Genomic DNA, 24,902 nt, shown 5'->3' with positions numbered 1-24,902 from the left:
GCGAGTGGAAATTGTGCCTTGCCGTTGCGTTACACCAGATCGGGCAAAGTGTCATTCACCCAAATGGGGGACGTGAGCGATATGCAACGCATATCTGGCGAGGCTCGACAGGCGTTTGACAGCGTGTGCCGCGTAGTATCCCTCTGTTTGATGACTTGCATTTTTGGCTGGTTGCAAAGTGGGGCCTTGCGAAAGCGGGGCCCCTTTTCGTTGCAACGTTTGTGCAACGTTAGCGTTGCACCGATGCCGCATCCCCGCCCGCTCTTGCCCCGCCCATGGCCTATCCTATCTTTCGTTACCGAGGGAGGAGAATATGGCTGACAATCCGAAGAAGCAGGGCCGCGACCGCGAACTAGTTTCCACGCAGGAACACGAGGTCGCGTATTTGATGCGGACGGCGAAGGTGACGCGGCAGAAGGCGCTCGAGGCGATCCGCGAGGCGGGACCGAACCGGGATAAGGTGATGGCCTATCTGGCGAAAGCCAAATAATGCGAGTGCCCGCACCGGGGGACAGGACGGGCACTCATTAACAGGTTGGGGGACCTGTGCCGCTGAGACAATTATGCGGCACTAAGATAATCCAGCGGGGGCGTCATTGTTCCGATTCCCCGCAGCCGGCCTTGAAATTATCTCCTCGGCCCGAGCGGCCCTGTTCCGCTGCGGCCGTGATAGAAGGCCGGGTCGTAAACAATCTCGAATTCGGCTTTGAGCCGCTCGGCCAACCGCTTCGAGATCTCCCGCTTCGCCGCGTCCCTTGGCGTGGCGTCAATGCCGACGAGCACGGCGCAATCCTCGACAGCTATTTCCCAAATGGCGGCGCGCAGGAATTCCTGCACGGTCGCATCGTCCACAGTTTTGCCGTGGCGTTTAAAGCCGATCTGCGCCCTCAAAGCACTTACAATGTCGCGGGCAAACAGGGTGGAGCACTGCGGATCACGCCGTCGCCGCTGGCCTTTCGCAGCGAGTCCATTCAGGACAGGGCGGCCGACCATTGCGAAGCGAATGAAGATTGCGCGTTCGATATCGTATTCTGGCGCTGGCATGCGGTTTCCTCCTCGGTCGAGGTTGTCGATATCCCGCATGTCGTGAAGAGCGCCCGCCAGCGCCTGGTGCTGCTGATATGAGCGCTTACGCCGGAAAGTCAATGCGACGGTTTGGCTGGTCCGTGCGTTAATGGGCGCATGGCCAGAGCAACAAAGAGACCGCCCGAAACACCGCCGACCGATCCTATGCCGGTGCGCGTCGACCCCTGTCTTGCAACGCTCGTCGAAAAGCCTCCTTCCGGACCTGACTGGGCCTTCGAAGTGAAATGGGATGGGTACCGGCTCGCCCTTCACATCGAGCTCTCCGGCGTGCGGATCCTCACGCGTGGCGGATACGACTGGACCGATCGATTCCCGTCGATCGCGGCCGATGCGCGACGGCTTGCCGTGAAAACGGCCATCCTCGATGGCGAGGCCGTTGTGCTCGACGATACGGGCCGATCGGATTTCGGCATGCTGCAGCGCGCCCTCGGCCGGCGGCCGTCGGCGCATGAGGCGGGCGCCATCGTCCTTTACGCCTTCGATATCCTCTACCTCGATGGCCACGATCTACGCCGGCTGCCGCTACGCGAGCGTCGCAAGCTGTTGGAGCCGATCGTCGGCGGGCGGGAAGGGGCTATTCGCCTATCGGAAGAGGTACAAGCCGAAGGGGCGGAGGTCTATCGCGCTGCGTGCGAGCATGGACTTGAGGGCATCATTGCTAAGCGGCGCGATTGTCCCTACCGCTCAGGCCGGCGCCCCGACTGGCTCAAGATCACCTGCAGGCGCCGGGACAGTTTCGTGATCGTCGGTTATGAGCCCTCTACGGTGCCTGGCGCAATCGGGCGGCTGCTGCTGGCAGCTCGGAAGGGCGGCGAGCTTGTCTATGTTGGCGGCTGCGGAACGGGCTGGACATACGCTGAGTCCGCGAAGCTGCGCGACCTGCTCGACGGGATACGCACATATTCTCCGGCGGTGAACCTCAAGCGGAAGGGCGCCGTCTTCACCGAGGCGGTTCTCGTCGCCGAGGTCGAGTACCGCGCTTGGACCGATGACGGGAAGCTGCGGCATGCGGCGTTCAAAGGCATCAGGGAACGAGCGGACGATGCGACGGTGTTCGAGCTTACTTCCTGACCCGAAACCGGGCCAACTGCATTTCTGAAAACTCTGAATTCCTCTGAAAAATCAATGCGCGAAAAACTGCGGAAAACGAGGTGTTTTCGGCGGCTTTTTCAGAAACGATATTGATTTTATTGGAAGTAGAGGGGATTTGCAGTCCTCTGCGTCACCACTCCGCCACGAGGCCTCTCGTGCTCGGAAAATCGAGCGATGGCGGGCGTTTAAAACGAATCCATGTGGAGCGCAAGAGGGAGAAGTTTAAAAAGACGCCCCACGAACAGCTTTGAACATGCCGGAATGCGAGAGCGCTTCGTGCCGGTGGCATGGCGGACGCCGACACCAAAAAAAACGGGCTGGCATGAGCAGACACGGAAGCCGATGAAAACAGTTCTGTGCTCGGCGACTACGCGAAACGACCACCCAAAGGCTCGGCACGGGCGGCCAAAATGGGCTAGTGGTAGCGCCGGATCAGGCCGACGAGTTTGCCCTGGATCTTGACGCGGTCGGGTCCGAAGATGCGCGTTTCGTAAGCTGGATTCGCCGCTTCCAGTGCGATCGATGCCCCCTTGCGGCGGAAGCGTTTCAACGTTGCTTCCTCGTCGTCGATCAGGGCGACGACGATATCGCCGGGGCTGGCGGTGCTGGCGTTGCGGATGATCACGGTGTCGCCATCGAGAATGCCCGCCTCGATCATCGAATCGCCCTTGATTTCCAGCGCGTAGTGCTCGCCACTGCCGATCATCTCGACCGGCACGGAAATTTCGTGCGTATTGTTCTGGATGGCCGAGATCGGCACGCCGGCGGCGATCCGGCCCATGACCGGCACTGTCATGGACGCGCTCTCGACCGGCGGCGTTGGCGCCGGCTTCGGTGGCGCCGGGGGCTTGCCGAGGCTGCCCTCGATGACGCTCGGCGAGAAGCCGCGCCGGGGCTGGGCTGGGCTCGAATAGGCTTCCGGCAGCTTGATGACCTCGAGCGCTCGGGCCCGGTTGGGTAGCCGGCGAATGAAACCGCGTTCTTCCAGCGCAGTGATCAGCCGGTGGATGCCCGATTTCGACGCAAGATCGAGCGCATCCTTCATCTCGTCGAAGGAGGGCGGGACCCCGGATTCCTTCATCCGTTCATGAATGAACAGAAGCAATTCCTGTTGCTTGCGGGTCAGCATGCGCGTCACTCCAGAATCGCGAAACAAATCAAGAACAGAAACTATCCGTTCCATATGTGTTCCGCAAGCACTTAATATTCGGTGAACTTTAGCCAGGGCGTCGCGGCGCGATATCAGAGCGGGCACAGACGGTCTGCGGGCTTTCGACGGTGGTGAAGACTTCCTTGCGGCACAGAGCCACACATTAGCGAGCGTTTGCTCACCTTTGACGACGCTGTGTATCGTCTTGACAAGCCGTCCTAGTAGGCGAGGCGCAGCCCGCCGGGGCTAAGAACGTCGAAATCAGGTTCAGGGTAGGGCCCGTACCACTGGGTGTAGGTCGTGTTGCCCGTCGCGCCTGTCGTGGCACATCCTGAAAGCGTGAGAAGAGCGATTGCGGTGGCGGCGATCAGAGATTTGAGAGGCATGGTAGTCCCCACTTGCGGGAGTTGCCGATATGCAATGATGCCAGGCGCTAAGTCTCTCGCAAATCACGCTCTTTGGCAAGCGAGGGGCAATGCGGGAAGACGGCACATTTGCTAGAACCACAGTCCCTCCGACCTCGGATCGCTCGCCTTCTCGCGGAATTTGCGTACGCAATGGGTCTGATGCGAATACAGTCTGAAGTGGTGGTGGTTGCGAGATGTCACCCCCATCTGAGGGAGTATCTGTTACCTGTGTCTCCGGGATGGACACTGGCAATTTGGTGGAGTCGAAGGGAGTCGAACCCTCGACCTCCGCAGTGCGATTGCGGCGCTCTCCCAACTGAGCTACGACCCCAGCCGCTCACCTATATAGGCGGATTTCAGCGCCCGCGCCAGTCCCTCCCGGCGCCTGGCGGGGAGGATGGGGCCGTCGTCCATGTCACTCAAGGAGGATTTGCTTGAGCGTCTCGGCGTCCTCGATAAAGGCCGCGGGAGCGTCATTGGCGACGAATTCCAGCATAGCGAATCGCCGCCCGGTCCAGCGCGTTGCCGCAAGCGCCGAGAGGACGGTTCGCCAGTAGTCGGCTGCCGATGCCAGGGGGAAGCGGTTGCGGTCCCGATCCCAGGCGAAGACATGGACATGGGACACATGCTGGCCGATGCGGGCGACTTCAGCCAGAGCCTCGCCGAGCTCCAGCCCGGGCCGCGGCTGCCAATAGAGATAGACATTGTCGTGGGCGATCGCGTCGATCAGGCGGCTCGCCGAGTCGGTCGTGTCTGTCAGCGATTGCGGGTGATATTCCAGCGAGACGGTCACGCGGTGACGCGCGGCTTCGGCGCCCATGTCGCGGATCGCCTCTGCGGCATCACGTCTTTCGCCGGCGCTGTAGTCCTTTGAATCGCGCCGGCGGGTACCGGGCCAGATGCGGATATTCGAGGCACCGAGTGCAATCGCGCTCTCGAGCGCACGCCCGAATTCCATGAGGTCGTCGGTCGGTGGCGCGACATAGGATCCGTAGGATGTCGTCAGTTCAGCCCTTGCGCTGAGGAGCCCGACGATCCGGGCGACGAGGGTGTCGCCTGGAGAAACATGAGCATCGCCCGCCCATTCGATCGCCGCAAGGCCGGCGTTCCGGGCCAGATCGACGATTTTCTCCGGAGGCAAGCTCCGGAAGGTGACGGTGCAGAGCGCCGGTTCGAACTCGCTCATGCCATGCGCTCCAGGTCGTGCTTGCGGATCTCGAACAGCAGCGACCGGCCGTCCAGAAAGCGCTCGATTTCGTCGACGGCCATTTCCCCTAACCGCGTCCTTTCAAGCCCGATGGCGCCGGCAATGTGCGGCGTCAGGAAGACGTTCGGCAGATCATAGAAAGGCGACGTTTCTTCCGGCACCTCGGGATCCGTCACGTCGATGACGGCATTGATTGCGCCCGTCTTCAGCCTGTCTATCAGTGCGGCCTCGTCGACGAGCGCCCCCCGCGCCGTATTGATCAGTGTCGCACCGTTCTTCATCAGGGACAGCCGCCGCCGGTCGATCATGTGCTGGGTCTCGGGCAGGTAAGGCGCATGCAGCGAGACGATGTCCGAATGCGTCATCAGCGTGTCGAGATCGGCTTTTTCGACACCAAGTGCCGAAGCGCTTTCCTGCCCGACCAGGGGATCGTAAAGCAGCACCCGATAGTCGAAAGGGCGAAGAAGGTCGATCACCCGCCTTCCGATCCGCGAGGCGCCGACGATACCGATTGTGCGGCGGTAGTTGCCAATGGCCTGTCCCTGCAGCAGCTGGGTGCGCTGGCGCCCTCTGTCGGCGGCATAGAGGTCGCGGAAGCGAAAGACGTGCTTGCCGGCGAAAATGATTGCCGCCAGCGTGAACTCCGCGACCGGCACGGCGTTGGCTTCGGCCGCATGGCTGACGGCAATCCCTGCATCGAATACGGACGTATCGATCAGGTCCTTGATCGTTCCGGCCGCATGAACGATGAGCCGAAGGCGAGGGGCCGATCGAAGGGCGTCCGCATCGAAGCTCGGGGCGCCCCAGCCGGTCACCAGGATTTCGGCTTCGGCGAGCAACCGGTTTGCCCGGCCGTCGCTGAAAACCGTCATCGGTTGTGGATCGAGTATGCGAGCGAGACTGTCTATGCGCCCGAAAAGTTCCGGCGTGAGCACATGTTCCGTCCTTCCGGGCTGCATCGCAAAGGCAATCGCCGGCTGGGTCATGGCATGCGTCCTGGCGCTTGCATGGCGCTGACCCTGACGCCTTGTTCGGCGAGGCCGCGCAGTTCGGCGATTTCGGGGACGGCGGGCGGAACGTCCCAGTCGCCCGATACGGCCGAGATGTCGCGAACGGCCAGCACGGCGCAGCGGAGAATAGTCTCACCGGCGGGGATCGTGCCCCGCAATTGCGGCACCAGAGTCTTTGCGGTGATGAGGTTGGTATTGGGCGGCGCCTTCTGCGCCAGACCTTGGCGCGTGACTGTCGAGCAGAGGTCGCGGATTCCGCTGAAGTCCTGTTTGCCGATGGCATAGGCCCAACCCGTCTGCGCGGAAAGCGTATCGGCCTCGAAGTCCCGTCTGGTGATGGCAAAGCCGCCCTCGGCCGTTTCAAGTGGCCGCGGAGTCGTGATCCTGTGCACCCGCAGATGCCAGGGCGAGCCCGGCAGCAGCCAGGTTTCGACGGTGACGTCCGGCCAGGGAGACCACCTGGAAAAGAGCACGTTACCGACAAGCCGTGCTTCCTCATTCGCCTCACGTACACGGTAGTGAATGCCGTCGTCACTGAAGGCCAGCATCGAATCGAAGGCGCCTCCGCCGAAGGCCCGCTCGTCGCTCTCGACGCTGAATCCGTAGCGCGCCGAATAGGCGAATTTCGCGTACTTTTCCGAGCCGAACCGCATTTGCCGGTTCTCCTGCCCGGAGGAAAGCGCCACGACGTCACCCCTGGCGGGCATCATCACCATGCCAGGGTGTGAAAGCGCTACCGGGTCGGACGAGGGCCTCGGCGACGATTCCCGGGAAGTCCAGAACGGATGATCCTTGGAGGCGGCGAGCGGCAGGAAGGCCTTGAACGCCCAGTAGGGAGAGCCCGCTGAATTGTAGTTTTCCGACATCAACAGGTTCGGATAGCCGTAACCGACCGACAGCACACCGTCCCGATGGGTGATCGGTTTGTCCGCCCACCATCTGAGATGGCGAAGGCAAAGGCCCTTGATCTCGCCCCAGGGTAACGCCTCGAGATCGGCAAAGGCGAGCGCCGACCAGAAGCCTGCGCAGGCGAAACGATAGGTGAGGCTGCGGCCGAAGGGAACGGTCGCTCCGTCCTCGGCGAACCAGTGGCGAAAATCCTCAGCAAAGGCGAGTGCACGCTCGCGATAGCGCTTGGCATGGTCGTCCTCGACGAGGCGCGAATAGATGAGCCCGTAGAAGTGCATCGCAAACGGGATGTAGTGGTCGACACGCCGCACATTGCCGTCCCGATACCATCCGTCCGCAATGTAGAAGCCGTCGAGTTCCGAGAGATAGGCATCGGTCAGGCTGCGGTCGAATTCTACGCCGAGGCGATCGAGTGCGATGTCGACGAGGATGCGGAAGAACTTCCAATTGTTTTCAGCATAGTCGAACTTTCGCGCCTGGAGCAGATAGGTGACGAGGTTGTCCCTTGCTCGGCCGCTCTGCGGGTCCCACAGTTTTTCAGGAATCAGGGCAAGGGCGAAGCCGAGGGCTGCAAGTTCGACCATGCGCTGGTCGCGGTTGCCGACATTGCCCCAGAATTCCGGATGGCTGGGGTCGGTGCCGTTTGCGATGCCCTCGGCGTAACGGCGCCAATGGGGGAAATCGCCGCCGCCGGCGGCAAACGGCGCAAGGCCCCAAAGCGGCCGCGCGAAACCCTCGAGATCTGCTGCGGCCCGGTCGAAGTGGGCGGCGGCGGCATCGAGGCGGACGCGCGCATTCCCTTTTGAGAAATACGGCAGCAGCGGATCGAAGAGGTCCAGCAGCGCGTGCTGCATGTCGCTGCGCGTTTCGAGCGGATTGCCGACGAGCGGGTTGGCACAGGCGGGATCATAGGTCATGGGTGCCGTCTCGCCTCCAAGCTTCCGCCGGCGACGGGGAACACCGCGTGCGACACGTGCCGCGCGGGCGTGTCGCGATGATGGAGACGGAAGTGCATCATACCGATCGCGTCGCGGCCGAGCGCCACGCGGTCGACGCGCATCGTCGCGAGCCGTGGATTTGCCATTTCCGCGCAGGGCAGATCGTCGAAACCGACGATGGCGAAATCCTCGGGAACGCGCCGGCCGAGCTCGGTGACCGCTTCGAGCACGCCGACAGCGATAAAGTCGTTCATACAGAACGCTGCCGTGAAGCCGCCGTCCTCGGCAAGGGCGGCGAGCGTCGCCGCATGCGCCTCGACGCTGGAATTGCCCTCAAAGGGCAGGCGAATGACGCGCCCTTCGCCGTCCGCCGAAGCGATTGCCGCCTCGAAGCCACGAACACGCTCACGGATCGTATGCCGATGCGATCCGGTCAGGTGAAGGATGCGGCGATGGCCTGCCTCCAGCAATCGATTGGTCGCGGCATAGGCGCCGTGGAAGTTCGAGGGTGAAATGCCGTCGAAGCGCATCTGCGGATCGGTGCCATTGACCAGAATGACGGGCGTCCGGCTTTCTTCGAGCCATTTGCAAAGGGGGGCAGCGGGGTCGATCCCGACCAGGAAGAGCCCTTCCGCGCCGACGGACTCCAGGTGTTCGCGGACCGCTTCCGGCGTTGCCCTTGCCTCCCGGGCAAGGCGGATATCGAAAGGCATGCCCAGTTTGGCTGCCTCGGACCGCAGGCCCTCGACGATGCCCTCGTAAAAGACGCTGAGCCCGCCCGTCACGCCATGGCTTGCGATGAGGGCCAAGGCGCCGGGACTGGCCGGGGGCGTGGCCTTGATAGGATAGCCGATCTCGGACGCAACCTGGAGGATCTGACGGCGAACGTCGTCGCTTATGCCCGGCTCGTTGGCAAGGACGCGCGAGACGGTGGAAACGGAGACTCCGGCCCGAGTGGCGATGTCGGCCTGCCGCAGCCGTTTGGAAGATATGTCACTCATGGCGCAAAGATTGCACAATTTATGCAATTTTGCAAGCACAAAACAAATTCTTGCAAAATTCATTTTCTTGCATAAGCTTTCGCAGAATGGCTTCGCCGGGCGCTGGAGGAGAGCGCGAGGCAGACAACGACAGGAGGAACGGCATGCTACTCAATCGACGCACATTCCTGCTCGGCTCGGCCGGCACGGTCGCCGGCCTTGCGCTCGGCGCGAACTCACCCTTCGCTGCCGAAAACGTGCAGCTCCGCGCCATGTGGTGGGGATCCAACGATCGCTCGAAGCGGACCTTGAGTGTCGCCAAGCTCTTCCAGGAGAAAAACGCGGACATATCGATCGTCGGCGAGACCCTGAGCGGCGACGGATACTGGACGAAGCTCGCGACCCAGATGGCCGGCCGTGCGATCGCGGACGTCTTCCAGCTCGAGCCGAGCACGATCTCCGATTACTCCAAGCGCGGCGCCTGCCTAGCCCTTGATCCGTTCATCCCATCGACATTGGATGTGGGCGCGTTCGGCAAGGATGTGCTGAAGCTGACGACAGTGGATGGGAAACTCTGGGGCGTCGGGCTCGGCCTCAATTCCTTCGCACTCTTCTATGACGCCGATGCCTTTGCGAAGGCCGGCATTACGCCTCCCGGGGTCGACACCACCTGGAAGGAATATGCCGACATCGCGACCGAGATGACCAAGGCGGCCGGCAAGAAGAACGTCTGGGGCGGGCCATACGGGGCCCGCTACGCCTATGTCTTCGATGCGTGGCTGAGGCAGCGCGGCAGCAGCCTCTATACCGAAAGCGGCCTCGGCTTTGGCGTAGAGGAAGCGAAAGAGTGGTATGCCTATTGGGAGGACCTGCGCAAGCGCGGCGGCACGGTCGGCGCCGATATCCAGACGCTCGACCAGAACACGATCGATACGAACTGCCTCTCACTCGGCTATTCGGCCATGGGCATGGCATATTCGAACCAGATGGTCGGCTATCAGCTGATCATGAAGAGCAAGCTCGGCATCGGCATGCTGCCGCGCGCGGAGAAGGGCGGCGCCTCCGGGCACTATTACCGGCCGGCCTTGATCTGGAGCATCGGCGCGACCACCAAGCATGGCGAACAGGCCGCGAAGTTCATCAATTTCTTCGTCAACGACCCGGAAGCCGGCAAGATACTCGGCGTCGAGCGCGGCGTGCCGATGTCGCCCAAGGTGCGCGAGGCGATCCTGCCGTCGCTCAATCCGACGGAAGCCGAGACGGTGAAATACATCAACGCACTCAAGGTCCAGGTGGGCAGCTATCCGGCGCCCGCGCCGCTCGGATCGACGGAGTTCGACCAGCGGGTGCTGCGCCCGATCGCCGACGAACTGGCCTTCGAACGCATTTCGATCGCCGATGCGGCGACGCGTCTGGTCGAGGAGGGCAAGGCGACGGTTCGCGCCGGCTGACGCCTGCCAGCACATTGTCTCATCGAGAGTTGACGGCGGACGGGCAGGTCGCTCCGGCCGCCGTCCGATCACTGTTCGCCGCCGGTTTCCCTCCAGGCGGACAGCCAGTCGTTGAAGGCAAGTGCAGACGGCGTTCCCGTCGAAATGGAAATCTCATAGGCCCCGACGATCGGATTGATGCCCGGGCACAGGGCGATCAACTGACCCTCCCGCAGTTCCCGCTCGATCAGCGAGGGACTCGCCTGGCCGATGCCGAGGCCGGAGATGCAGGCGTCGATCGACGCCTCGTCGGTGTCGAAGGCGATGCTGCCACCGCGCGCTTTGAATGGCATCTGCGCCGCACTGCACCAGCGTTGCCACGACCACGCATCCGCCGTGTCGAGCAGGAGCGGCAGGTCGAGGAGATCCTGCGGTTGGACGTGAGGCCCTGAACCACCGGCGAGCAGTGGCGAGCAGACGGCGATCGACCTGTCGAGCAGGAAGGCGGCCGGGAAGTCGGCTTCGATCGTGCCGCGCCTATAGGTGATGACGACATCGGGCACGCCGGTCGCTCCGAGCGCCAGCGACTGGATGCTGAGATCGACATTCGGGTTTTCCTGGCGGTACGAACCGAGCCGCGGAATGAGCCAGCGCCGCGCCAACGTGATCGGCGCCTGTATGACCAGAGTTGCCCGGTCGGGCTGCAGCGCACGTGTACCGTTTTCGATTGTTGCGAGAGCGGCGCTGACATGTGCCAGATATTGCCGCCCGGCGTCCGTCAGCGAGATCGCATTGTGGCTCCGATGAAAGAGCGAGACGCCAATTGCATCCTCCAGCGACTTGATCTGTCTGCTGATTGCGCCGGGCGTGAGGTTCATCTCGCGGGCCGTGAGCGTCAGGCTGCCGGTGCGCGCGGTGCTCGCGAAAGCCGGCAGGGTCGAAAGCGGAGGCAATTTGAAACGCTGCGTTTGAGTATTTCTCATGCCGGCCTGAAAATCTTTCGCTTGCAAATAAGTTGACCATGACTATCCAGATTCCAGCCCGACAGCAACTGATAACTGGAACTCGTCTGCTTTGAAGCTCGTACCGGATATCGCCTGTTCCCGCGGCCGCCGCGTGCGAGCCGCAGGGGCCGATTGCGCGTCACGCAAGCGCGGCCCGTCAGACCGAGCAATCCACTGATTTTAAGAATTCCCATCCGGAGTGACCGTTCATGTTCCCGAGCCCTGCCAAAATCAAGAATCGCGCCGTTCTCGGTCGGTTTCTTGCCGCAAGCCTTGCGCTGTCGGCATGTATCGCAAGTCAATCGCGTGCCGAAGATGCGACCTTCAACGTCATTGACGACCGCGGGGTTGCCGTCTCGGTTCCGGCGAAGCCGAAGCGGATCGCGTCTGTCTCTTATTTTGCCGCGGACGTGGCGCTTGCGCTGGGCCTCAAGCCGGTCGCCGCCACCTACATGGTCGAAGGCAGGAGCCCCGATTTCCTCGGCGGCCATCTCGACGGGGTGAGGCAGATCGGTCAGCGGGCGACGCCCAATCTTGAACTGCTTGCGGAGGCAAAGCCGGACGTCACGGTCGCGATCCGCCGCTATACGGAAGGCAATGCCGACCAGTATCAGAAGATCGCCCCCTATCTTGGCTACAGCCTCGAGCTCTTTGCCGATAGCGACCGGACCATCGGCCAGCTCGCGACCATTCTTGGCGAAACCAAGCGCGGGCAGGAATTGAACGCTCAATTTAAGGCAGATCTGGCGGCCTTTGCTGAAAAGGCGCCGAAGGACAAGCACCCGCGCTTCGTCGTGATGTGGGGCGGCGACACGCCATGGGTCTTCCGTTCAGAAAACATGACGGCCGCCATTCTCGTCGCTCTCGGCGCGGAAAACATTGCCGGACAGAACCCGACTCCGTCGGTTCCAGACAATTGGGGTATGGAGATGAGTCTCGAAACCATGCTGGAAAAGGATCCGGAAGTCATTTTCGTCTATGACTACGGTCCGGATCGTCCGCATGAAAACAATCCGATCTGGCAGCAGCTCTCGGCCGTCAAGAATGGGCGAGTCCACTATGTCGGCGATCACTGGGTCGAGGCGCATGGACCGATTGCCCGCGAGATGGTTCTGCGCGAGGCAGCGCATCTTCTTTATCCGGATGTCTTCCCGGCCATCGACGTCAAGGCCGAGGCGCGCAAGATGATCCCCGCGAGCGTCAACTGATCAGTCGGTGGCCGCCAAAGCGGCCGTCAAACCGGATATGCCCGCCGTGTCGCTTTCTTATCCCACCTTCGCCCAGGCGCGCCGCATCGGCGCGCTCGCCATGCCATTGTCCGCCGTGCAACTGGCCCAGGTCGCCATTTCCACCACGGACATGATCATGCTGGGCTGGGTGGGCGGCACGGCGCTGGCGGCCGGCGCGCTCGGCTTCACCCTGTTCAATCTGCTGCGGACGATGGGCTTCGGCCTCGTCGTCGGCACGTCCAATCTTGTTGCGGAGAACAGCCGCGCTGGCATCTTCCGAGCACATCTTCTCGCGGGGCTTGCCATTGCGACGGGTGCCGCCGCCATAGGTGCGTTGGTTCTGGCTTTCGGCGGCCTTCTTCTTCCCTGGTTCGGGCAGGACGAGGAAGTTACGGAATTTGCCTCGCGCTACCTTCTGTTCGTGGCGCCGGGGCTGTTCCCCTTGTTCTGGTTCTACGCTTACCGCGGACTCGTCGTCGGTGGCCGGCGCGCCAATCTGCTGCTTCTGATCACCCTCGGCACGGTTGTGGTGAACGCCGTGCTTGACTACGGCTTTCTGTTCGGCGCATTCGGCTTGCCCGCTCTCGGTGTTCCTGGTGTCGCCGCGTCGAGCTCGATTTCCTATCTGTTGCAATTCGTCGCCATCGCGTCGGTCACCCACGGTACGACGCGTTTCGTCCGGGAGAAATCCGCAGCCGAGATCGGATCGGCGTTGAGGCGCATTTTGAAGATCGGCGTGCCAACTGCGGGCTCTTACGCCTCCGAGGCGGGATTCACCACGCTGATTGCCCTCATGGCAGGGACCTACGGGGCGGCCGCGCTCGCGGCGCATGCGGCCGTCAACCAGATCATCTATGTCATATTCATGCTGTCGATCGGCCTTTCGCATGCCACATCTATCGGGGTCAGCGAGGCCATCGGTACGCACAACGGCGCGGCCGCGCTCGGAGCCGGCCGCAGCGGCCTCTGTCTCGGATTTGCGGTGGTTTCGGCCTTTTCGTTCCTGTTGCTGCTTTTCCCATCCGAGGTTTTGGCTCTCTTTTCCATAAAGCCCGACGGCGAGGCTGGTCTGCATGAAATCGCAACCGGGCTTCTTTTCGCAGCAGCGCTTTTTCAGATCCTCGATTTCCTGCAGAACATCGGCATCGGCGCGGTGCGGGGCATCGGCCGCGCCGGGCAGGGGTTCTGGATCACGATCGGTAGCTACTGGATCGTTGGAGCCCCGACTGCATGGCTGGTGGGCTTCCACCTCTACCCGGGCGTGCTCGGCGTCTGGAGCGGCATGGGTGCGGGGCTGGCCGCGGCAGCCACGGGCATGGTGCTGCTGTTCGAACGGGGCGTCGCTCCCGCTGCTGTGGCGGAGCCGGCGCGATGAATCCTTCTTCTCGCTCGGCCTTTTTGACTGTAATCATCTCGGTAGCTGCCTTTGCTGTTGCGGTGCTGGGCCTCCTGATCGGCGCAAAGCCGATGACGCTGGCAGAGGCTTTGGCGGCACTCGCCTCGCCCAACCGGGGGACTGACGGCATCATCGTCTGGACCCTCCGCATGCCGCGCAGCATTGCCGCCTTTCTAGCCGGCGGCGCGCTGGCGGTTTCCGGGTTTCTTCTGCAGTCGATCACCAGGAACCCGCTGGCAGCACCCGACCTGACCGGTGTTTCGTCCGGCGCCGTCGCGGCGATCGTCAGCACCTTCGTCTTCCTGCCGGCCATATCGTCGTTCTATTACCCGGCGATCGGTATGGCCGGAGGGCTAGCTGGAGCCTCGATGACGATCTGGGTTGCGCGTGGCGGTCGGGCCTCGACCCTCCACACGGCGCTCGGCGGCATCACCGTCGCCTTGTTTCTCAACGCGATCACGACCTATGTGCTCCTGAGGGGCGGTCCGCAATCGCCCTCGGTGCTGTTCTGGTTGTCGGGAGGTTTTCAGGGCAGGTCCTGGCCGCAGATCATGTACATGCTGCCCTGGATAATTTCCGGCTTGGCGGTGGCGCTCGCCAGTCACCGGGTCATTGGCGTGTTGGCGCTCGGAGACGAGGTCGCCGCAGGCATGGGCGTCAATCTCTCGGTCTGGAAGCCGCTCCTGTTGCTCGCGGCGATCGGCCTTGTGGCCGGGGTCACCCCGGTCGCGGGGCCTGTCGCCTTCATCGGGCTGGCGGCGCCGCATCTCGTGAGGCTCCTGCGTCCAAAAGATTGCGTCTGGTCGCTCATGCTCAACATCGCGATCGGCGGCGGCTTGCTCCTGACGGCCGATGTGCTGGCACGCTCGGTTGCGGCGCCGCGTGAGATCCCGGTCAGCATATTCACTGCGATGATCGGCGGTCCGATTTTCATCTATTTGGCGCAGCGCCGTGAGACCTCCATGAGCAGGGGAGCGCTCGCATGACCCTCGCTACCGCCTCCGCTGCAAGGCCTTTCACCGGCAAACAGATTGCCGGCCTGACCCTCGGAGCAATCGGCCTCATCCTTCTTTCGGTCTTCTTTGGTGTCGTGGACTTGCCCGCGGCGGAGATCATGGCGGTCCTGACCGGCCATGGATCGGACCAGGGCAACCTCATCATCGCCACGATCCGCATACCGAGGATCGCAACCGGATACTCGCGGGCATGCATTTCGCCGTTGCCGGCGTGTTGCTGCAATCGATCACCCGCAACCCGCTTGCAGACCCGACGATCATGGGAATCTCACAGGGTGCGACCCTCGCCGTGACGGTCTTCCTGTTCTTCGCCGTTTACCGTCTGAACTCGGATTCCAACACGCTTTACGCTTTACCTGTCGGCTGGCTGCCACTAGTGGGATGCGGCGGCGGGCTCTTCGGCGGCGCGCTGATCTATGTCCTGGCGCTCGGTAAGGGCTTGAGTGCATTGCGGCTGACGCTATGCGGAATTGCGATCGGAGCCTTCCTGCATGCGATCGCCATGGGGATCGTCGTTGGCTGGGGCAGCGCGCGGATCGAGATCGTCATGCAATGGCTTGCGGGCAGTCTCTACGCCCGAGGCTGGGAGCATGTATTGTTTCTCCTGCCATTCACGATCGCCGGATTCCTGGCTCTCCCGTTCGTGCTGCGCCCACTGGCGATGCTGCGGTTCGAGGAAGATGCCGCCCGCTCCTTCGGCCTGTCCTACCGCCTGTGGTTCAGCCTCGTGTTGGCGATCGCCAGCGTGTTGGCGGCAAGTGCGGTCGGCGCGGTCGGGCCGCTGATCTTCGTCGGACTCGTGGTGCCGCACATGGCACGCTTCGTTGCGGGCCGGCATTTCCATCTCGTCCTGCCGCTTGCCGCCCTCATCGGTGCGTCGCTGGTAACGGCGGCCGATCTTGCCGGGCGCCTGATCGGTGGCCCCGAGGAAATTCCGATCGGCGTCGTCACCGCCTTTGCCGGTGCCCCCATTCTCCTTATCCTGCTGCGACGCCACCTGTGAGGACTCCGATGCTCCTGTCCGCAAGAAAGATCACGGTTCGATATGGCGAGCTGACCGCGCTCAGCGACTTTTCCATCGATGTCGCTCCGGGCGAGATCATCGCGCTCATCGGCCCGAACGGATCCGGCAAGAGCACGGCGCTCCATGCCCTTGCCGGCCTCAACCGGCCGTCGGCGGGAAGCACGATGATCGAGGGCCGCACCGTCGCCCAGTGGACGAGACGGGAATTGGCGAAAAGATTGTCCTTCCTGCCGCAGGCGCCGCTGTCACCCGAGAACATGACCGTGGAACAACTCGCGCGCCAGGGACGCTTTGCCCATCTCGGCCTCTTCGCCGGCTTCTCCTCGCGAGATCAGCAGGCAGTTTCGTGGGCACTGAAGCAGACGGGGTTGGGCGAGCTTGCCGAGCGGCGCCTCGATGCGCTATCCGGCGGCGAACGGCAGCGTGCCTGGATCGCGGCGGCGCTGGCCCAGGAAGCGCGGATACTCCTTCTAGATGAGCCGACTTCCTTCCTCGACATCGGTCATCAGGTCGAGGTGCTCGAACTGCTTTGCCGACTCGCGAGGGAACGCAAGGTTGCGGTTGTCCTCTCCATTCACGATCTCAACCACGCGATGGCGATCGCCGATCGGATCGTGCTCATGACCGGTGGCGAAATTCGCTACAGCGGCGATGCCGTCGCACTTGCACGAAGCGGGTTGGTCGAAAACGCCTTCCAGGTCGAAGGTGAATTCATGCTTGCGCCCGCTGACGGTAGCCCACCTCATTTCCAGGTGCGGATCGCGGCCCGGAATGAGCCAGCCGCGGCTGCATGAAGGGTTCCGTTGTCCGGCTCGGTCAGGCCTGAAGGCGCGTCAAAAATTGGGCGAAGACCATCGTGCCTTCCGGCCACGGCCCGTGGCCGGACTCGGCGTTAATGTGGCCGGCCTCGCCGGCATCGATGAGCAGCGATCCCCAGGCATTGGCAATGTCGCCCGCCTGCTCGTAGGAGCCGAACGGATCGTTGCGGCTGGCGATCACCAGCGATGGAAACGGCAGCGGGTCGCGCGGATACGGACCGAAGGTCATCAGATGTTTCGGACGGACATTCGGGTTTGCGACGTCGGGTGGGGCGACAAGAAAGCCGCCCGCGATCTTCTTCTTGCAATGCGGAATTGCATGAACGGCGGTGGCGATGCCCAGCGAATGGGCGACGATCACCACCGGCTTGGTCGCCGCATTGACCTCTTCGATCATCCGCGCCACCCAATCCTCGCGCACAGGTTTCGACCACTCCGCCTGCACGACTCGGCGCGCCGTTGACAGCTTGCGCTCCCAGCGGCTTTGCCAATGGTCCGGACCGGAGTTGGTATAGCCCGGGACGATCAGGATATGTGCTTCTGAAACCTTCATGATCGCCGCGATTTGGCGACGAAAAGAGCCGAAGTCAAGGCGGAGGCGACAAGGGTTGCATTTTCTGTATAATCCGAGATGGCGGTCGCGGTTCGCAACGGCCATTTTTCGCCGCCGTTGCGAATCCATGGCTGCTCTGGTTCGTTGAGGAGTGTGAGCCATGACAACCTTCCATGTCCTCTCGGGAGCGAACGAAAGCGCCGTTCATCCCGAGATACGAAAGATTGGCATTGCAGATGTGTTCGATGCGCTGCGTCGCGGGTTCGACGATTTCCGCGAGAAGCCGTCGCATTATGTTTTTCTGTGTCTCATTTATCCAATTGCCGGTGTCGTGCTGATGACCTGGAGCGCGGGGGCGAACATGCTGCCGTTGCTCTATCCGCTCGCATCCGGCTTTGCCCTCATCGGGCCTGTCGCGGCAATCGGCCTCTACGAGATCAGCCGGCGCCGCGAACTCGGCATGGACGCGTCATGGCCGCATGCGCTGCGGCTGCACCGCAATCCGGCAATTCCGTCGATCCTGGCGGTGGCGGCCCTGTTGTTCGTGATTTTCGTCGTCTGGCTTCTGGTCGCCCAGGGGCTCTACGTAACGATGTTCGGCGCAACCCCGCCGAACTCCATCGCCGAATTCTGGAATGGCGTGATCGGTACGGAGCAGGGCTGGAACCTGATCCTCGTCGGCAACGCTATCGGGTTCGTCTTCGCGGTGATCGTGCTGTCGATCAGCGTCATCAGCTTTCCGCTGCTGCTCGACAGGGACGTCGGCGCCTTTACGGCAATCGAGACCTCGGTCCGAGCGACGCTCGCCAACCCGGTGCCGGTCGCCCTCTGGGGATTGATCATTGCCGCGGGCCTGGTGATCGGATCAATCCCGGTTTTCGTCGGTCTCGCGGTGATCATGCCGATTTTTGGTCACGCCACCTGGCATCTCTATCGAAAACTGGTGGAGCCGGCCCAGCCGATCCGTTAAGCCGCAAAACCGACGGTCGGCCGTTTGGTCGGCCGTCGGCTACCGGAAAAACTTGTAATAGGACGAGATTTGCGCAGCCGTATTCGATGACAGCTTGAGCTTGATGCCGATCCTGTCGCCGCGCGACCAGCGCACGATCCCGGTGAGGAAGCCGAGCTCCTCGCTGCGGATCGTCACTTCCTGGCCCATTCGGGCGCCAATATCGAACAGCAGCTGAAAACAGATACCTTCGTCGGAAAGATCCTTCACGACACCGTTGCTCGAGCCGGTCTTGCAGGTGACCATGCCGGTGATCTTCGTCTCGTTGCGCGCGGATGCGCGCTGAACGCTCTCCCTAAACGCCATGACTTCCTCGAACCTCATTGTTTGAGGTTCAGATTCCACGAGAGCGTTGAAGGACGGGCTAATAAAATAGCCCGCATTTGAAGCAAGCGCTCAAATGCGGGCCAATTTCATTCCTGACCTTCGATTGGTGCCTCGAGAATGGGCTCAGACCGTGCCGAAGACCCGGCGGAAGATCGTGTCGACGTGCTTGGTGTGATAGCCGAGATCGAACTTCTCGCGGATGTCCTCTTCGGAGAGCGCCGCACGCACTTCCTGGTCGGCCAGCAGCTCCTCCAGGAAATCCTTGCCTTCTTCCCACACCTTCATGGCGTTCCGCTGGACAAGGCGATAGGCGTCCTCGCGAGAGACGCCGGCTTGGGTGAGGGCGAGAAGTACCCGCTGCGAATGAACAAGTCCGCGGAACTTGTTCATGTTCTTCATCATGTTGTCCGGATAGACGAGGAGCTTGTCGACGACGCCGGTCAGCCGCGCCAGTGCGAAATCGAGCGTCACCGTGGCGTCTGGTCCGATCATCCGTTCAACCGAGGAATGCGAGATATCGCGCTCATGCCAGAGCGCCACGTTTTCCATGGCCGGAACGACGAAGGCGCGGACCATGCGGGCAAGGCCGGTGAGATTCTCCGTCAGCACCGGATTACGCTTGTGCGGCATGGCCGAGGAGCCCTTCTGGCCGGGCGAGAAATACTCCTCCGCCTCCAGCACTTCGGTGCGCTGCAGGTGACGGATTTCCGTGGCGAGGCGCTCGATCGACGAGGCGATGACCCCAAGCGTCGCGAAGTACATGGCGTGGCGGTCGCGCGGGATAACCTGCGTGGAGACCGGCTCGGGCTTCAGGCCGAGGGCCTTTGCGACATGTTCCTCGACGCGCGGATCGATATTGGCGAAGGTGCCGACGGCACCGGAAATCGCGCAGGTCGCAATCTCTTCACGGGCGGCGAGAAGGCGCTCCTTGCAGCGGTCGAACTCCGCATAGGCGAGCGCCAGCTTGACGCCGAAGGTCGTCGGCTCCGCATGAATGCCATGCGAGCGGCCAATGGTCACCGTGTCCTTGTGTTCGAAGGCGCGGCGCTTCAGCGCCTCGAGCAGCCTGTCGAGGTCGGCGAGCAGGAGGTCCGTGGCACGGACGAGCTGCACGTTGAAGCAGGTGTCGAGCACGTCGGAGGAGGTCATGCCCTGGTGGACGAAGCGGCTGTCCGGGCCGACGAATTCGGCAAGATGAGTGAGGAAGGCGATGACGTCGTGCTTGGTGACGGCTTCGATTTCATCGATGCGCGCCACATCGAACTTAGCCGCGCCGCCCTTTTCCCAGATGGTCTTGGCCGCTTCCTTGGGGATCACGCCAATTTCGGCGAGCGCGTCGCAGGCATGCGCCTCGATCTCGAACCAGATGCGGAACTTCGTTTCCGGCGACCAGATGGCCACCATTTCCGGCCGGGAGTAACGGGGGATCATGGGCTCTATGCTTTCATCGTCAGTGGAGGATGGCTGTGCCTCTATCAAAGATGGGACAGAAGCTCAACGCTATTGCCGTCGAGCAAGTCCGAGGCTCGCCAGCACGAGGGCGAGCGCCCCGAGGGGCAGGTATAGCCTGATCCCCAGCACCAGAAATTGGTAGAAAGCTGAGGCCGACGTGAACAGCACCTGATAGAACCAGATGCGGGATCCAGTCGTCGCATGCCATTGCGAGTAGAAGAGCCGGTAATCAAGGGCAAAGAGCAGCCCGGTCAGTCCGATGGTTCCGGCGATCAGGCACAGGAGATAGGCAGCAAAGCGCGTTTCGATCGAACGGCCCTCTGCCATGCAGCGGCCACCGAAAAGCGAAAGCGGCCAGGCGACGAGGCCGCCCAGGGCGTAGAGCAGCAGGATGCTTTGCAGGTGGAACGTCGCGTCATTCTCGCGCAGCCAAAGCGCATACCAGGCGGAGAATGCCATCGCCAGACCCCAGGCGGGAGCGCCGAGGAAGGTTTCCCGCCAGGACGGGATGGCACGATGGATACGCCCACGTTTCGAGCGGCTGCCAGGACCGGCGACATTCCGCCGGGCGGCCGGCTGCTCGTTCATCGCGCGGGCCAGAACGGCACCGCGATCCAGCGCCCATCGGTCGTGCCTTCGAAGCCAAGGGATTTGACGAGGACCATGACGACATGCACCTGCACGCCGTCGTCATCGACGTGAGTTACCACCCCGCCGATCCGGTAGCCGGTCGGGCAGCGGCGGCTTTCCGGGATGCGGCTGTCATCCTGCAGCACCTCGGATACGGGCTTTCCGGCTTTCTCCGTCATGACGAGGCGGAAGCCTTTGACGTCTTTCAGGAGGTCCTTGCAGATGCCCTCGGCTGCCAAGCTCTTTTCTTCAAGCTGCAACTCGTAGGTCTTGCGGAACGGCGGATCGGCTGGGAAAGCATCGTAGCGCAGCCTGTGGTCCGCCGCGTCCGACTCCGTAACTGGATTGTAGGCGGCGAGTAGCCCTGGCGTGTCGAGAAGGCGATAGGCGTCGATCAGCGGCGCCGCGCGCCGGTGCGCGTCTCGGCGAGCGCGGGGAAGGGCTCCGTTATCCTCCTCCACATGGGCGCGTACAGGCGCGCCGGGCAGGAACGTGTCGGTCTGAGTGTCGAGGACGTAGATAGACGAATAGGGAAAGCCGGAGCCGTCCTGTATGCCATATTCCTCGAAGCCGAAGACCTTGCCGTCCGAAGAGAAGCCGATTGGCTGAAAATTGGCATAGTCGCCGGCGATCGCGGGTGGAGCGGCAATCGCCGCAGCAATCAGAACTGCCGTCGCGATCGCTGCCCGCAAGCTCATCGCCGACCCTTCTCGGCCGGCGTGCGGATCGCCTCGATGGCGGCGCGGTAGGCGTCGACGGAGTCGCCCTTGAAGATCGCCGAGCCGGCGACCAGTACGTTGGCGCCGGCCCTTGTGACGATGCCGGCGGTTTCGGGCGTGATGCCGCCATCCACCTCGATTTCGATCGGCCGATTGCCGACCATTTTCTTGATGCGGCGGATCTTCTCTTCCATCGCGGCGATGAACTTCTGGCCGCCGAAGCCCGGATTGACCGTCATCACCAGGATGAGATCGACCGTATCGAGGATGTATTCGAGTGCGCTGTCGGGCGTCGCGGGGTTGAGCGAGACGCCTGCCTTCTTGCCAAGCGCCTTGATGGTCTGCAAGGAACGGTGCAGATGCGGGCCCGCCTCGGCATGGACAGTCAGGATATCGCACCCGGCCTTGGCAAAGCCTTCGAGAAATGGATCGGCCGGAGCGATCATCAGATGGCAATCGAAGGTCGCGTCCGTGTAGGGGCGCAGCGACTTGATGACGTCGGGACCGAAGGTGATGTTCGGCACGAAATGCCCGTCCATGACGTCGAGGTGGATCCAATCGGCCCCGGCATCGACGACGTCGCGGACCTCCTGGCCAAGTTTGGAAAAGTTGGCCGCCAGGATCGATGGGGCGATGCGAATGGGGTGGGTCATGAACAGCCTCCGGTCTTTCCCGCGCCCATAGCATTCCGCGACCGGCCGAACAACATGCGAGGGCGAGCCCTCGTCATCCTGCCAATGCCGACCAGGCCGGTTTGATATCGCCCGCGGCCGCTGCGGCATCGTGCACGCCCCGCGCGATCGCCCGGGCCATGGTCGCCGCCGCCGCGGCGCCAAGGTAGATGAAATCCTCCAGGAGGAGCGTCGTGCCGCTGGTGCCAGTGGCGAGCGCGAACACGAGGTCGCCGTCGAGCGGCGTATGGGACGGCCACAGCGCTCGGGAGAAACCGTCATGGGCGGCAATCGCCAGGCGTTTCGCCTCGGCCTTCGAGAGAGCCGCGTCGGTGGCGACGACGGCAATGGTCGTGTTGGCGGCTGCCGGCTCGCGGAACTTTAGCCGCGGCCGCGCCGCGTCCCGTGGCCAGGGAGACGGCATCCCGAGCCCGCCGAATTCGCCATCCAGTTCAAAGGGGGCGGCCCAGAAATGGCGCGTGTCGCCGATCGTTGCCGAGCCGAGCGCGTTGACCGCGACAAGGGCGCCGACGGTGATGCCGTTTGCAAGAACCGTCGAGGCGGAGCCGAGGCCGCCTTTGAAAGTGGCCGTGAGTGCACCCGTTCCGGCGCCGGCACTGCCGGTCGTGAAGGCTCCGGCGGCAGCGCGTGCCGCGTCATAACCGAGTTCGCGATAGGGTGAGAACTGCCCCCAATCCTTCTCGCCGCCATTCATCAGGTCGAAGAGGATTGCCGCTGGAACGATCGGGATCCGATGCGGGCCGACGGGAAAGCCGCGTCCCATTTCCCGCAAGGCCGCCTGAGCGCCGGAGGCCGCGTCCAGGCCGAAGGCCGAACCGCCGGACAATACGATTGCGTCGACCGTCTGGACCGTATTGTGCGGGGCGAGGAGATCGGTCTCACGCGTTCCCGGCGCGCCGCCCAGAACCTGAACCGCGGCGGCGGCCGGCGGGTCGCAAAGCACCGCCGTGACGCCGGATTTCAGCCGGTGATCCTCGGCATTGCCGACCAGGATCCCAGCGACGTCGGTAATCAGATTGGTCGGTCCCTTCCGCATCACTCGGCCTTGCCCGGATCGGGTGCGCCCACGAAGCGGCCGTCCCGCCACTGCATCAGCCGGTAGGGGCTTTCGGCCCGTTCATGGCTGCCGTTGAAGCCGATCGGCCCGAGGACTGTTGCGTAGGGGCCCTTCGAAAGTGCGTCCAGGATAGCCTTGTCATCCTTCTCCGCTTGATCCTTCGCATGCTCGAGAAGCGAGACCGCTGCAAGGGCGGGGAGGATGTAACCATCCGGTTCAATTCCCGCGGCGCGCATTGCGGCAACGACCGGCGCCGCTTCGCTCGACCGGGCGGGATCCGGAATGGTGACTGCCAGCACGCCATTTTCCAACGGCACGTCAAGATCCGCGGCGTTCAGCGTATCGCCGCCGAGCAAGGTTATCGGAACATTCTCCGCCTTCGCGTCGCGGGCGATGACGGCCGTGTCGTTGCGGTCGCCGCCGGTGAACACATGCGTTGCGCCGCTTTTCGCCAGGCGCCGAACGAGGCTGACCTGCTGTTCCTGTGCCGGCCGGTAGGTGTCGGTGAAGACGGGCGTCATGCCGATCTCCGCAAGAGCGTTGCGGACGCTTTCGACAAGTTCGCGGCTGTGGATCGTTCCGTCGTCGATGAGGGCCAGTGGCTTGTCCCTCCAATTCGTCACGATCGCATCGGTGATCGCCGCGGCCTCGGCCTTGCCGCTCGGTGCCAGGCGGAAGAGCGGCCATTTCTTCTTGAGGGCGTCCTCCATCAGAATGTCCGAGCGCACGCTGAGCGTGATGGCGGGTATCCCGCCCTCGGCCAGCGCCGGCAGCGCAGCTTCCAGGCTCTCGGTGCAGAGGAAGCCGATCGCCGCCTCGGCACCGCTGGCGAGCAGAGCCTTCGTCAACGCCTCGCCGCCTGCAGGATCGCAGCTTTCCGCGACAGGAACGATCTCGCTTCCCCGGTCGCCGGCCTGGAAGGCAGCGCCATCGGTGATCTGCTTGCCGAGCGCAGCGAAGGGTCCGTCGGCGGGAGCGACGACGGCAATCTTCAGACCGGCGGCAAGCGCGGGAGAGGTCAGCGTCAGCGCGGCGACGAAAAGGGTCGTACCAATTGATTTCAGCATGTTTTTTCCCGCTATCGCACGTCATGTTTTAAGGAAGTGGCTCAACTCGTCAAAGGAAAAGATGCTGGTAGGAACGGGGATCGCCCGATCTGCGTCATGCGTATGCGCTGATCGGCAAGATTCTCTGTCGGCCTAGTTTCATATTCCTTGCGACAGTCTATGTATGTGCGAAATACCGATCCGGAGCGTGATGTGTTGGAGAAGACCCGGCTGGACCCGATAAGCTATCGCGATACGATGAGCCGCCTGTCTCATCACGTGCAGTTGATCACCGCAGCGGATAGTGGCGAGCGGCGCGGCGTTACCATCACCGCCTCCTGCTCGGTTTCGGACGAACCTCCGATGATTCTCGCCTGCCTCAATGCAGCAAATCCCCGCAACGACATCTTCTTCCGCAACGACAGTTTTGCACTGAACGTCCTAGGCCGGCAGCATCTCGCCTTGGCGCACGCCTTTTCCGGTCGCGACCAGCTCGAGATGGAGCGCCGCTTTGCGCTCGGCCGCTGGACGCAGCTTGCGACCGGGGCGCCAATCCTCGTCGACGCCATCGCCGCCTTCGATTGCCGTCTGATCGAAGTGAAGATCATGGCCACTCACGCGATACTCTTCGGCGAGGTGGTCGACGTGCAAATCGGCGAAAAGGCACCACCGCTCATTTATGTGGACCGGGGATACCGCACGCTATAATTTTCCTCGGCAG

The 24,902-nt window shown here is 62.8% G+C and carries 25 protein-coding genes, 1 tRNA gene and 1 pseudogene; 11 read left to right on the top strand and 16 right to left on the bottom strand.

Features of this window, described 5'->3' with window-relative positions; all coding sequences use genetic code 11:
- The first annotated feature begins 313 nt into the window (after positions 1-313).
- From ATC00_RS30575 to ligD, 3 genes are read left to right on the top strand one after another with little or no spacing between them, the layout of a single operon-like run.
- Positions 314-490 (top strand): DUF3606 domain-containing protein, encoded by a 177-nt coding sequence (locus ATC00_RS30575; RefSeq protein WP_064506641.1) that lies wholly within the window; start codon positions 314-316, stop codon positions 488-490.
- 56 nt (positions 491-546) lie between these two features.
- Positions 547-1,125, top strand: coding sequence for a hypothetical protein (locus tag ATC00_RS32575; protein WP_161951908.1), 579 nt, complete (start codon positions 547-549; stop codon positions 1,123-1,125).
- 57 nt (positions 1,126-1,182) lie between these two features.
- The gene (gene ligD, locus ATC00_RS13955; protein ID WP_064253228.1) at positions 1,183-2,157 is read left to right on the top strand and encodes a non-homologous end-joining DNA ligase; all 975 of its coding nucleotides are present in this window, start codon (positions 1,183-1,185) and stop codon (positions 2,155-2,157) included.
- Positions 2,158-2,593: 436 nt separating this feature from the next.
- Here ligD and lexA read toward each other — a convergent pair whose 3' ends face one another.
- The 7 genes from lexA to ATC00_RS13925 all read right to left on the bottom strand — a co-directional run bounded on the left by lexA (position 2,594) and on the right by ATC00_RS13925 (position 8,800).
- A complete protein-coding gene (lexA, locus tag ATC00_RS13950; protein ID WP_037383574.1) occupies positions 2,594-3,307 on the bottom strand; it encodes a transcriptional repressor LexA in 714 nt (237 codons plus the stop codon).
- A 239-nt stretch (positions 3,308-3,546) separates the two neighbouring features.
- Positions 3,547-3,714 carry a hypothetical protein gene (locus ATC00_RS32950; RefSeq protein ID WP_162843165.1) on the bottom strand — a complete coding sequence of 56 codons (168 nt, stop codon included), beginning with the start codon at positions 3,712-3,714 and terminating at the stop codon, positions 3,547-3,549.
- Positions 3,715-3,990: 276 nt separating this feature from the next.
- Positions 3,991-4,066: transfer RNA gene (locus ATC00_RS13945), tRNA-Ala, on the bottom strand.
- An 84-nt stretch (positions 4,067-4,150) separates the two neighbouring features.
- On the bottom strand, positions 4,151-4,921 hold the full coding sequence (locus ATC00_RS13940; protein WP_037383571.1) for a sugar phosphate isomerase/epimerase family protein: 771 nt from the start codon (positions 4,919-4,921) through the stop codon (positions 4,151-4,153).
- On the bottom strand, positions 4,918-5,928 hold the full coding sequence (locus ATC00_RS13935; RefSeq protein WP_064253227.1) for a hydroxyacid dehydrogenase: 1,011 nt from the start codon (positions 5,926-5,928) through the stop codon (positions 4,918-4,920). Before ATC00_RS13935 ends, ATC00_RS13940 begins: the two co-directional genes overlap by 4 nt.
- Positions 5,925-7,778, bottom strand: a complete 1,854-nt coding sequence (locus tag ATC00_RS13930; protein WP_064253226.1) for a DUF2264 domain-containing protein — start codon at positions 7,776-7,778, stop codon at positions 5,925-5,927. The genes ATC00_RS13935 and ATC00_RS13930 overlap by 4 nt, the downstream gene beginning before the upstream one ends.
- Positions 7,775-8,800, bottom strand: coding sequence for a LacI family DNA-binding transcriptional regulator (locus tag ATC00_RS13925; protein ID WP_064253225.1), 1,026 nt, complete (start codon positions 8,798-8,800; stop codon positions 7,775-7,777). Before ATC00_RS13925 ends, ATC00_RS13930 begins: the two co-directional genes overlap by 4 nt.
- Before the next feature lie 143 nt (positions 8,801-8,943).
- On the opposite strand from ATC00_RS13925, the gene ATC00_RS13920 reads away from it, so the two are divergent.
- Positions 8,944-10,230: an ABC transporter substrate-binding protein gene (locus tag ATC00_RS13920; RefSeq protein ID WP_064253224.1), complete on the top strand. Its 1,287-nt coding sequence runs from the start codon at positions 8,944-8,946 to the stop codon at positions 10,228-10,230.
- A 68-nt stretch (positions 10,231-10,298) separates the two neighbouring features.
- Here ATC00_RS13920 and ATC00_RS13915 read toward each other — a convergent pair whose 3' ends face one another.
- Entirely contained in the window at positions 10,299-11,192 is an 894-nt protein-coding gene (locus tag ATC00_RS13915; RefSeq protein WP_064253238.1) for a LysR substrate-binding domain-containing protein, read from the bottom strand.
- A gap of 230 nt (positions 11,193-11,422) precedes the next feature.
- Between ATC00_RS13915 and ATC00_RS13910 the strand changes: the two genes are divergently transcribed.
- The 5 genes and pseudogenes from ATC00_RS13910 (at position 11,423) to ATC00_RS13890 (ending at position 16,672) form a co-directional block, all read left to right on the top strand.
- The gene (locus ATC00_RS13910; RefSeq protein WP_064253223.1) at positions 11,423-12,421 is read left to right on the top strand and encodes an ABC transporter substrate-binding protein; all 999 of its coding nucleotides are present in this window, start codon (positions 11,423-11,425) and stop codon (positions 12,419-12,421) included.
- Between the two features lie 37 nt (positions 12,422-12,458).
- Entirely contained in the window at positions 12,459-13,817 is a 1,359-nt protein-coding gene (locus ATC00_RS13905; protein WP_064253237.1) for an MATE family efflux transporter, read from the top strand.
- The gene (locus ATC00_RS13900) at positions 13,814-14,824 is read left to right on the top strand and encodes a FecCD family ABC transporter permease (protein ID WP_064253222.1); all 1,011 of its coding nucleotides are present in this window, start codon (positions 13,814-13,816) and stop codon (positions 14,822-14,824) included. Before ATC00_RS13905 ends, ATC00_RS13900 begins: the two co-directional genes overlap by 4 nt.
- Positions 14,821-15,857, top strand: a pseudogene (locus tag ATC00_RS13895) (FecCD family ABC transporter permease). The gene ATC00_RS13900 and the pseudogene ATC00_RS13895 overlap by 4 nt, the downstream one beginning before the upstream one ends.
- An 8-nt stretch (positions 15,858-15,865) precedes the next feature.
- Positions 15,866-16,672, top strand: a complete 807-nt coding sequence (locus tag ATC00_RS13890; protein WP_064253221.1) for an ABC transporter ATP-binding protein — start codon at positions 15,866-15,868, stop codon at positions 16,670-16,672.
- A 22-nt stretch (positions 16,673-16,694) separates the two neighbouring features.
- Here ATC00_RS13890 and ATC00_RS13885 read toward each other — a convergent pair whose 3' ends face one another.
- A complete protein-coding gene (locus ATC00_RS13885) occupies positions 16,695-17,249 on the bottom strand; it encodes an RBBP9/YdeN family alpha/beta hydrolase (RefSeq protein WP_037422273.1) in 555 nt (184 codons plus the stop codon).
- A 160-nt stretch (positions 17,250-17,409) separates the two neighbouring features.
- On the opposite strand from ATC00_RS13885, the gene ATC00_RS13880 reads away from it, so the two are divergent.
- Positions 17,410-18,219: a DUF2189 domain-containing protein gene (locus tag ATC00_RS13880; RefSeq protein ID WP_037383546.1), complete on the top strand. Its 810-nt coding sequence runs from the start codon at positions 17,410-17,412 to the stop codon at positions 18,217-18,219.
- A gap of 39 nt (positions 18,220-18,258) precedes the next feature.
- On the opposite strand, the gene ATC00_RS13875 is transcribed toward ATC00_RS13880, so the two are convergent.
- From ATC00_RS13875 to ATC00_RS13845, 7 genes are all read right to left on the bottom strand, one after another.
- Positions 18,259-18,564, bottom strand: coding sequence for a PilZ domain-containing protein (locus tag ATC00_RS13875; RefSeq protein WP_037385019.1), 306 nt, complete (start codon positions 18,562-18,564; stop codon positions 18,259-18,261).
- Positions 18,565-18,708: 144 nt separating this feature from the next.
- On the bottom strand, positions 18,709-20,016 hold the full coding sequence (gene purB / locus ATC00_RS13870) for an adenylosuccinate lyase (protein ID WP_037383544.1): 1,308 nt from the start codon (positions 20,014-20,016) through the stop codon (positions 18,709-18,711).
- A gap of 69 nt (positions 20,017-20,085) precedes the next feature.
- Positions 20,086-20,625 carry a hypothetical protein gene (locus ATC00_RS13865; protein WP_064253220.1) on the bottom strand — a complete coding sequence of 180 codons (540 nt, stop codon included), beginning with the start codon at positions 20,623-20,625 and terminating at the stop codon, positions 20,086-20,088.
- Positions 20,622-21,359, bottom strand: coding sequence for a DUF2259 domain-containing protein (locus ATC00_RS13860; RefSeq protein WP_052035514.1), 738 nt, complete (start codon positions 21,357-21,359; stop codon positions 20,622-20,624). Before ATC00_RS13860 ends, ATC00_RS13865 begins: the two co-directional genes overlap by 4 nt.
- A gap of 2 nt (positions 21,360-21,361) precedes the next feature.
- Positions 21,362-22,039: a ribulose-phosphate 3-epimerase gene (rpe, locus tag ATC00_RS13855; protein WP_064253219.1), complete on the bottom strand. Its 678-nt coding sequence runs from the start codon at positions 22,037-22,039 to the stop codon at positions 21,362-21,364.
- A 73-nt stretch (positions 22,040-22,112) separates the two neighbouring features.
- Positions 22,113-23,117 carry a P1 family peptidase gene (locus ATC00_RS13850; protein ID WP_064253218.1) on the bottom strand — a complete coding sequence of 335 codons (1,005 nt, stop codon included), beginning with the start codon at positions 23,115-23,117 and terminating at the stop codon, positions 22,113-22,115.
- A complete protein-coding gene (locus ATC00_RS13845; protein ID WP_064253217.1) occupies positions 23,114-24,202 on the bottom strand; it encodes a branched-chain amino acid ABC transporter substrate-binding protein in 1,089 nt (362 codons plus the stop codon). The genes ATC00_RS13850 and ATC00_RS13845 overlap by 4 nt, the downstream gene beginning before the upstream one ends.
- Before the next feature lie 159 nt (positions 24,203-24,361).
- On the opposite strand from ATC00_RS13845, the gene ATC00_RS13840 reads away from it, so the two are divergent.
- Positions 24,362-24,889, top strand: a complete 528-nt coding sequence (locus tag ATC00_RS13840) for a flavin reductase family protein (RefSeq protein WP_064253216.1) — start codon at positions 24,362-24,364, stop codon at positions 24,887-24,889.
- Positions 24,890-24,902: the final 13 nt, after the last annotated feature.

Source organism: Sinorhizobium americanum (assembly GCF_001651855.1).
Classification (GTDB): domain Bacteria; phylum Pseudomonadota; class Alphaproteobacteria; order Rhizobiales; family Rhizobiaceae; genus Sinorhizobium; species Sinorhizobium americanum.
This window is presented reverse-complemented; position numbering and strand designations above follow the sequence as displayed.

What these genes read in the sequence shown, in the direction of transcription:
- ATC00_RS13890 (WP_064253221.1), top strand. Translation starts at nt 15,866, where the DNA reads ATGCTCCTGTCCGCAAGAAAGATCACGGTTCGATATGGCGAGCTGACC.
- ATC00_RS13940 (WP_037383571.1), bottom strand. Translation starts at nt 4,921, where the DNA reads ATGAGCGAGTTCGAACCGGCGCTCTGCACCGTCACCTTCCGGAGCTTG.
- ATC00_RS13880 (WP_037383546.1), top strand. Translation starts at nt 17,410, where the DNA reads ATGACAACCTTCCATGTCCTCTCGGGAGCGAACGAAAGCGCCGTTCAT.
- ATC00_RS13845 (WP_064253217.1), bottom strand. Translation starts at nt 24,202, where the DNA reads ATGCTGAAATCAATTGGTACGACCCTTTTCGTCGCCGCGCTGACGCTG.
- ATC00_RS32950 (WP_162843165.1), bottom strand. Translation starts at nt 3,714, where the DNA reads ATGCCTCTCAAATCTCTGATCGCCGCCACCGCAATCGCTCTTCTCACG.
- ATC00_RS13905 (WP_064253237.1), top strand. Translation starts at nt 12,459, where the DNA reads ATGCCCGCCGTGTCGCTTTCTTATCCCACCTTCGCCCAGGCGCGCCGC.
- purB (WP_037383544.1), bottom strand. Translation starts at nt 20,016, where the DNA reads ATGATCCCCCGTTACTCCCGGCCGGAAATGGTGGCCATCTGGTCGCCG.
- ATC00_RS30575 (WP_064506641.1), top strand. Translation starts at nt 314, where the DNA reads ATGGCTGACAATCCGAAGAAGCAGGGCCGCGACCGCGAACTAGTTTCC.
- ATC00_RS13930 (WP_064253226.1), bottom strand. Translation starts at nt 7,778, where the DNA reads ATGACCTATGATCCCGCCTGTGCCAACCCGCTCGTCGGCAATCCGCTC.
- ATC00_RS13865 (WP_064253220.1), bottom strand. Translation starts at nt 20,625, where the DNA reads ATGAACGAGCAGCCGGCCGCCCGGCGGAATGTCGCCGGTCCTGGCAGC.
- ATC00_RS13885 (WP_037422273.1), bottom strand. Translation starts at nt 17,249, where the DNA reads ATGAAGGTTTCAGAAGCACATATCCTGATCGTCCCGGGCTATACCAAC.
- ATC00_RS13840 (WP_064253216.1), top strand. Translation starts at nt 24,362, where the DNA reads ATGTATGTGCGAAATACCGATCCGGAGCGTGATGTGTTGGAGAAGACC.
- ATC00_RS13935 (WP_064253227.1), bottom strand. Translation starts at nt 5,928, where the DNA reads ATGACCCAGCCGGCGATTGCCTTTGCGATGCAGCCCGGAAGGACGGAA.
- ATC00_RS13875 (WP_037385019.1), bottom strand. Translation starts at nt 18,564, where the DNA reads ATGGCGTTTAGGGAGAGCGTTCAGCGCGCATCCGCGCGCAACGAGACG.
- ATC00_RS13925 (WP_064253225.1), bottom strand. Translation starts at nt 8,800, where the DNA reads ATGAGTGACATATCTTCCAAACGGCTGCGGCAGGCCGACATCGCCACT.
- rpe (WP_064253219.1), bottom strand. Translation starts at nt 22,039, where the DNA reads ATGACCCACCCCATTCGCATCGCCCCATCGATCCTGGCGGCCAACTTT.
- ATC00_RS13915 (WP_064253238.1), bottom strand. Translation starts at nt 11,192, where the DNA reads ATGAGAAATACTCAAACGCAGCGTTTCAAATTGCCTCCGCTTTCGACC.
- ATC00_RS13900 (WP_064253222.1), top strand. Translation starts at nt 13,814, where the DNA reads ATGAATCCTTCTTCTCGCTCGGCCTTTTTGACTGTAATCATCTCGGTA.
- ATC00_RS13920 (WP_064253224.1), top strand. Translation starts at nt 8,944, where the DNA reads ATGCTACTCAATCGACGCACATTCCTGCTCGGCTCGGCCGGCACGGTC.
- ATC00_RS13910 (WP_064253223.1), top strand. Translation starts at nt 11,423, where the DNA reads ATGTTCCCGAGCCCTGCCAAAATCAAGAATCGCGCCGTTCTCGGTCGG.
- lexA (WP_037383574.1), bottom strand. Translation starts at nt 3,307, where the DNA reads ATGCTGACCCGCAAGCAACAGGAATTGCTTCTGTTCATTCATGAACGG.
- ligD (WP_064253228.1), top strand. Translation starts at nt 1,183, where the DNA reads ATGGCCAGAGCAACAAAGAGACCGCCCGAAACACCGCCGACCGATCCT.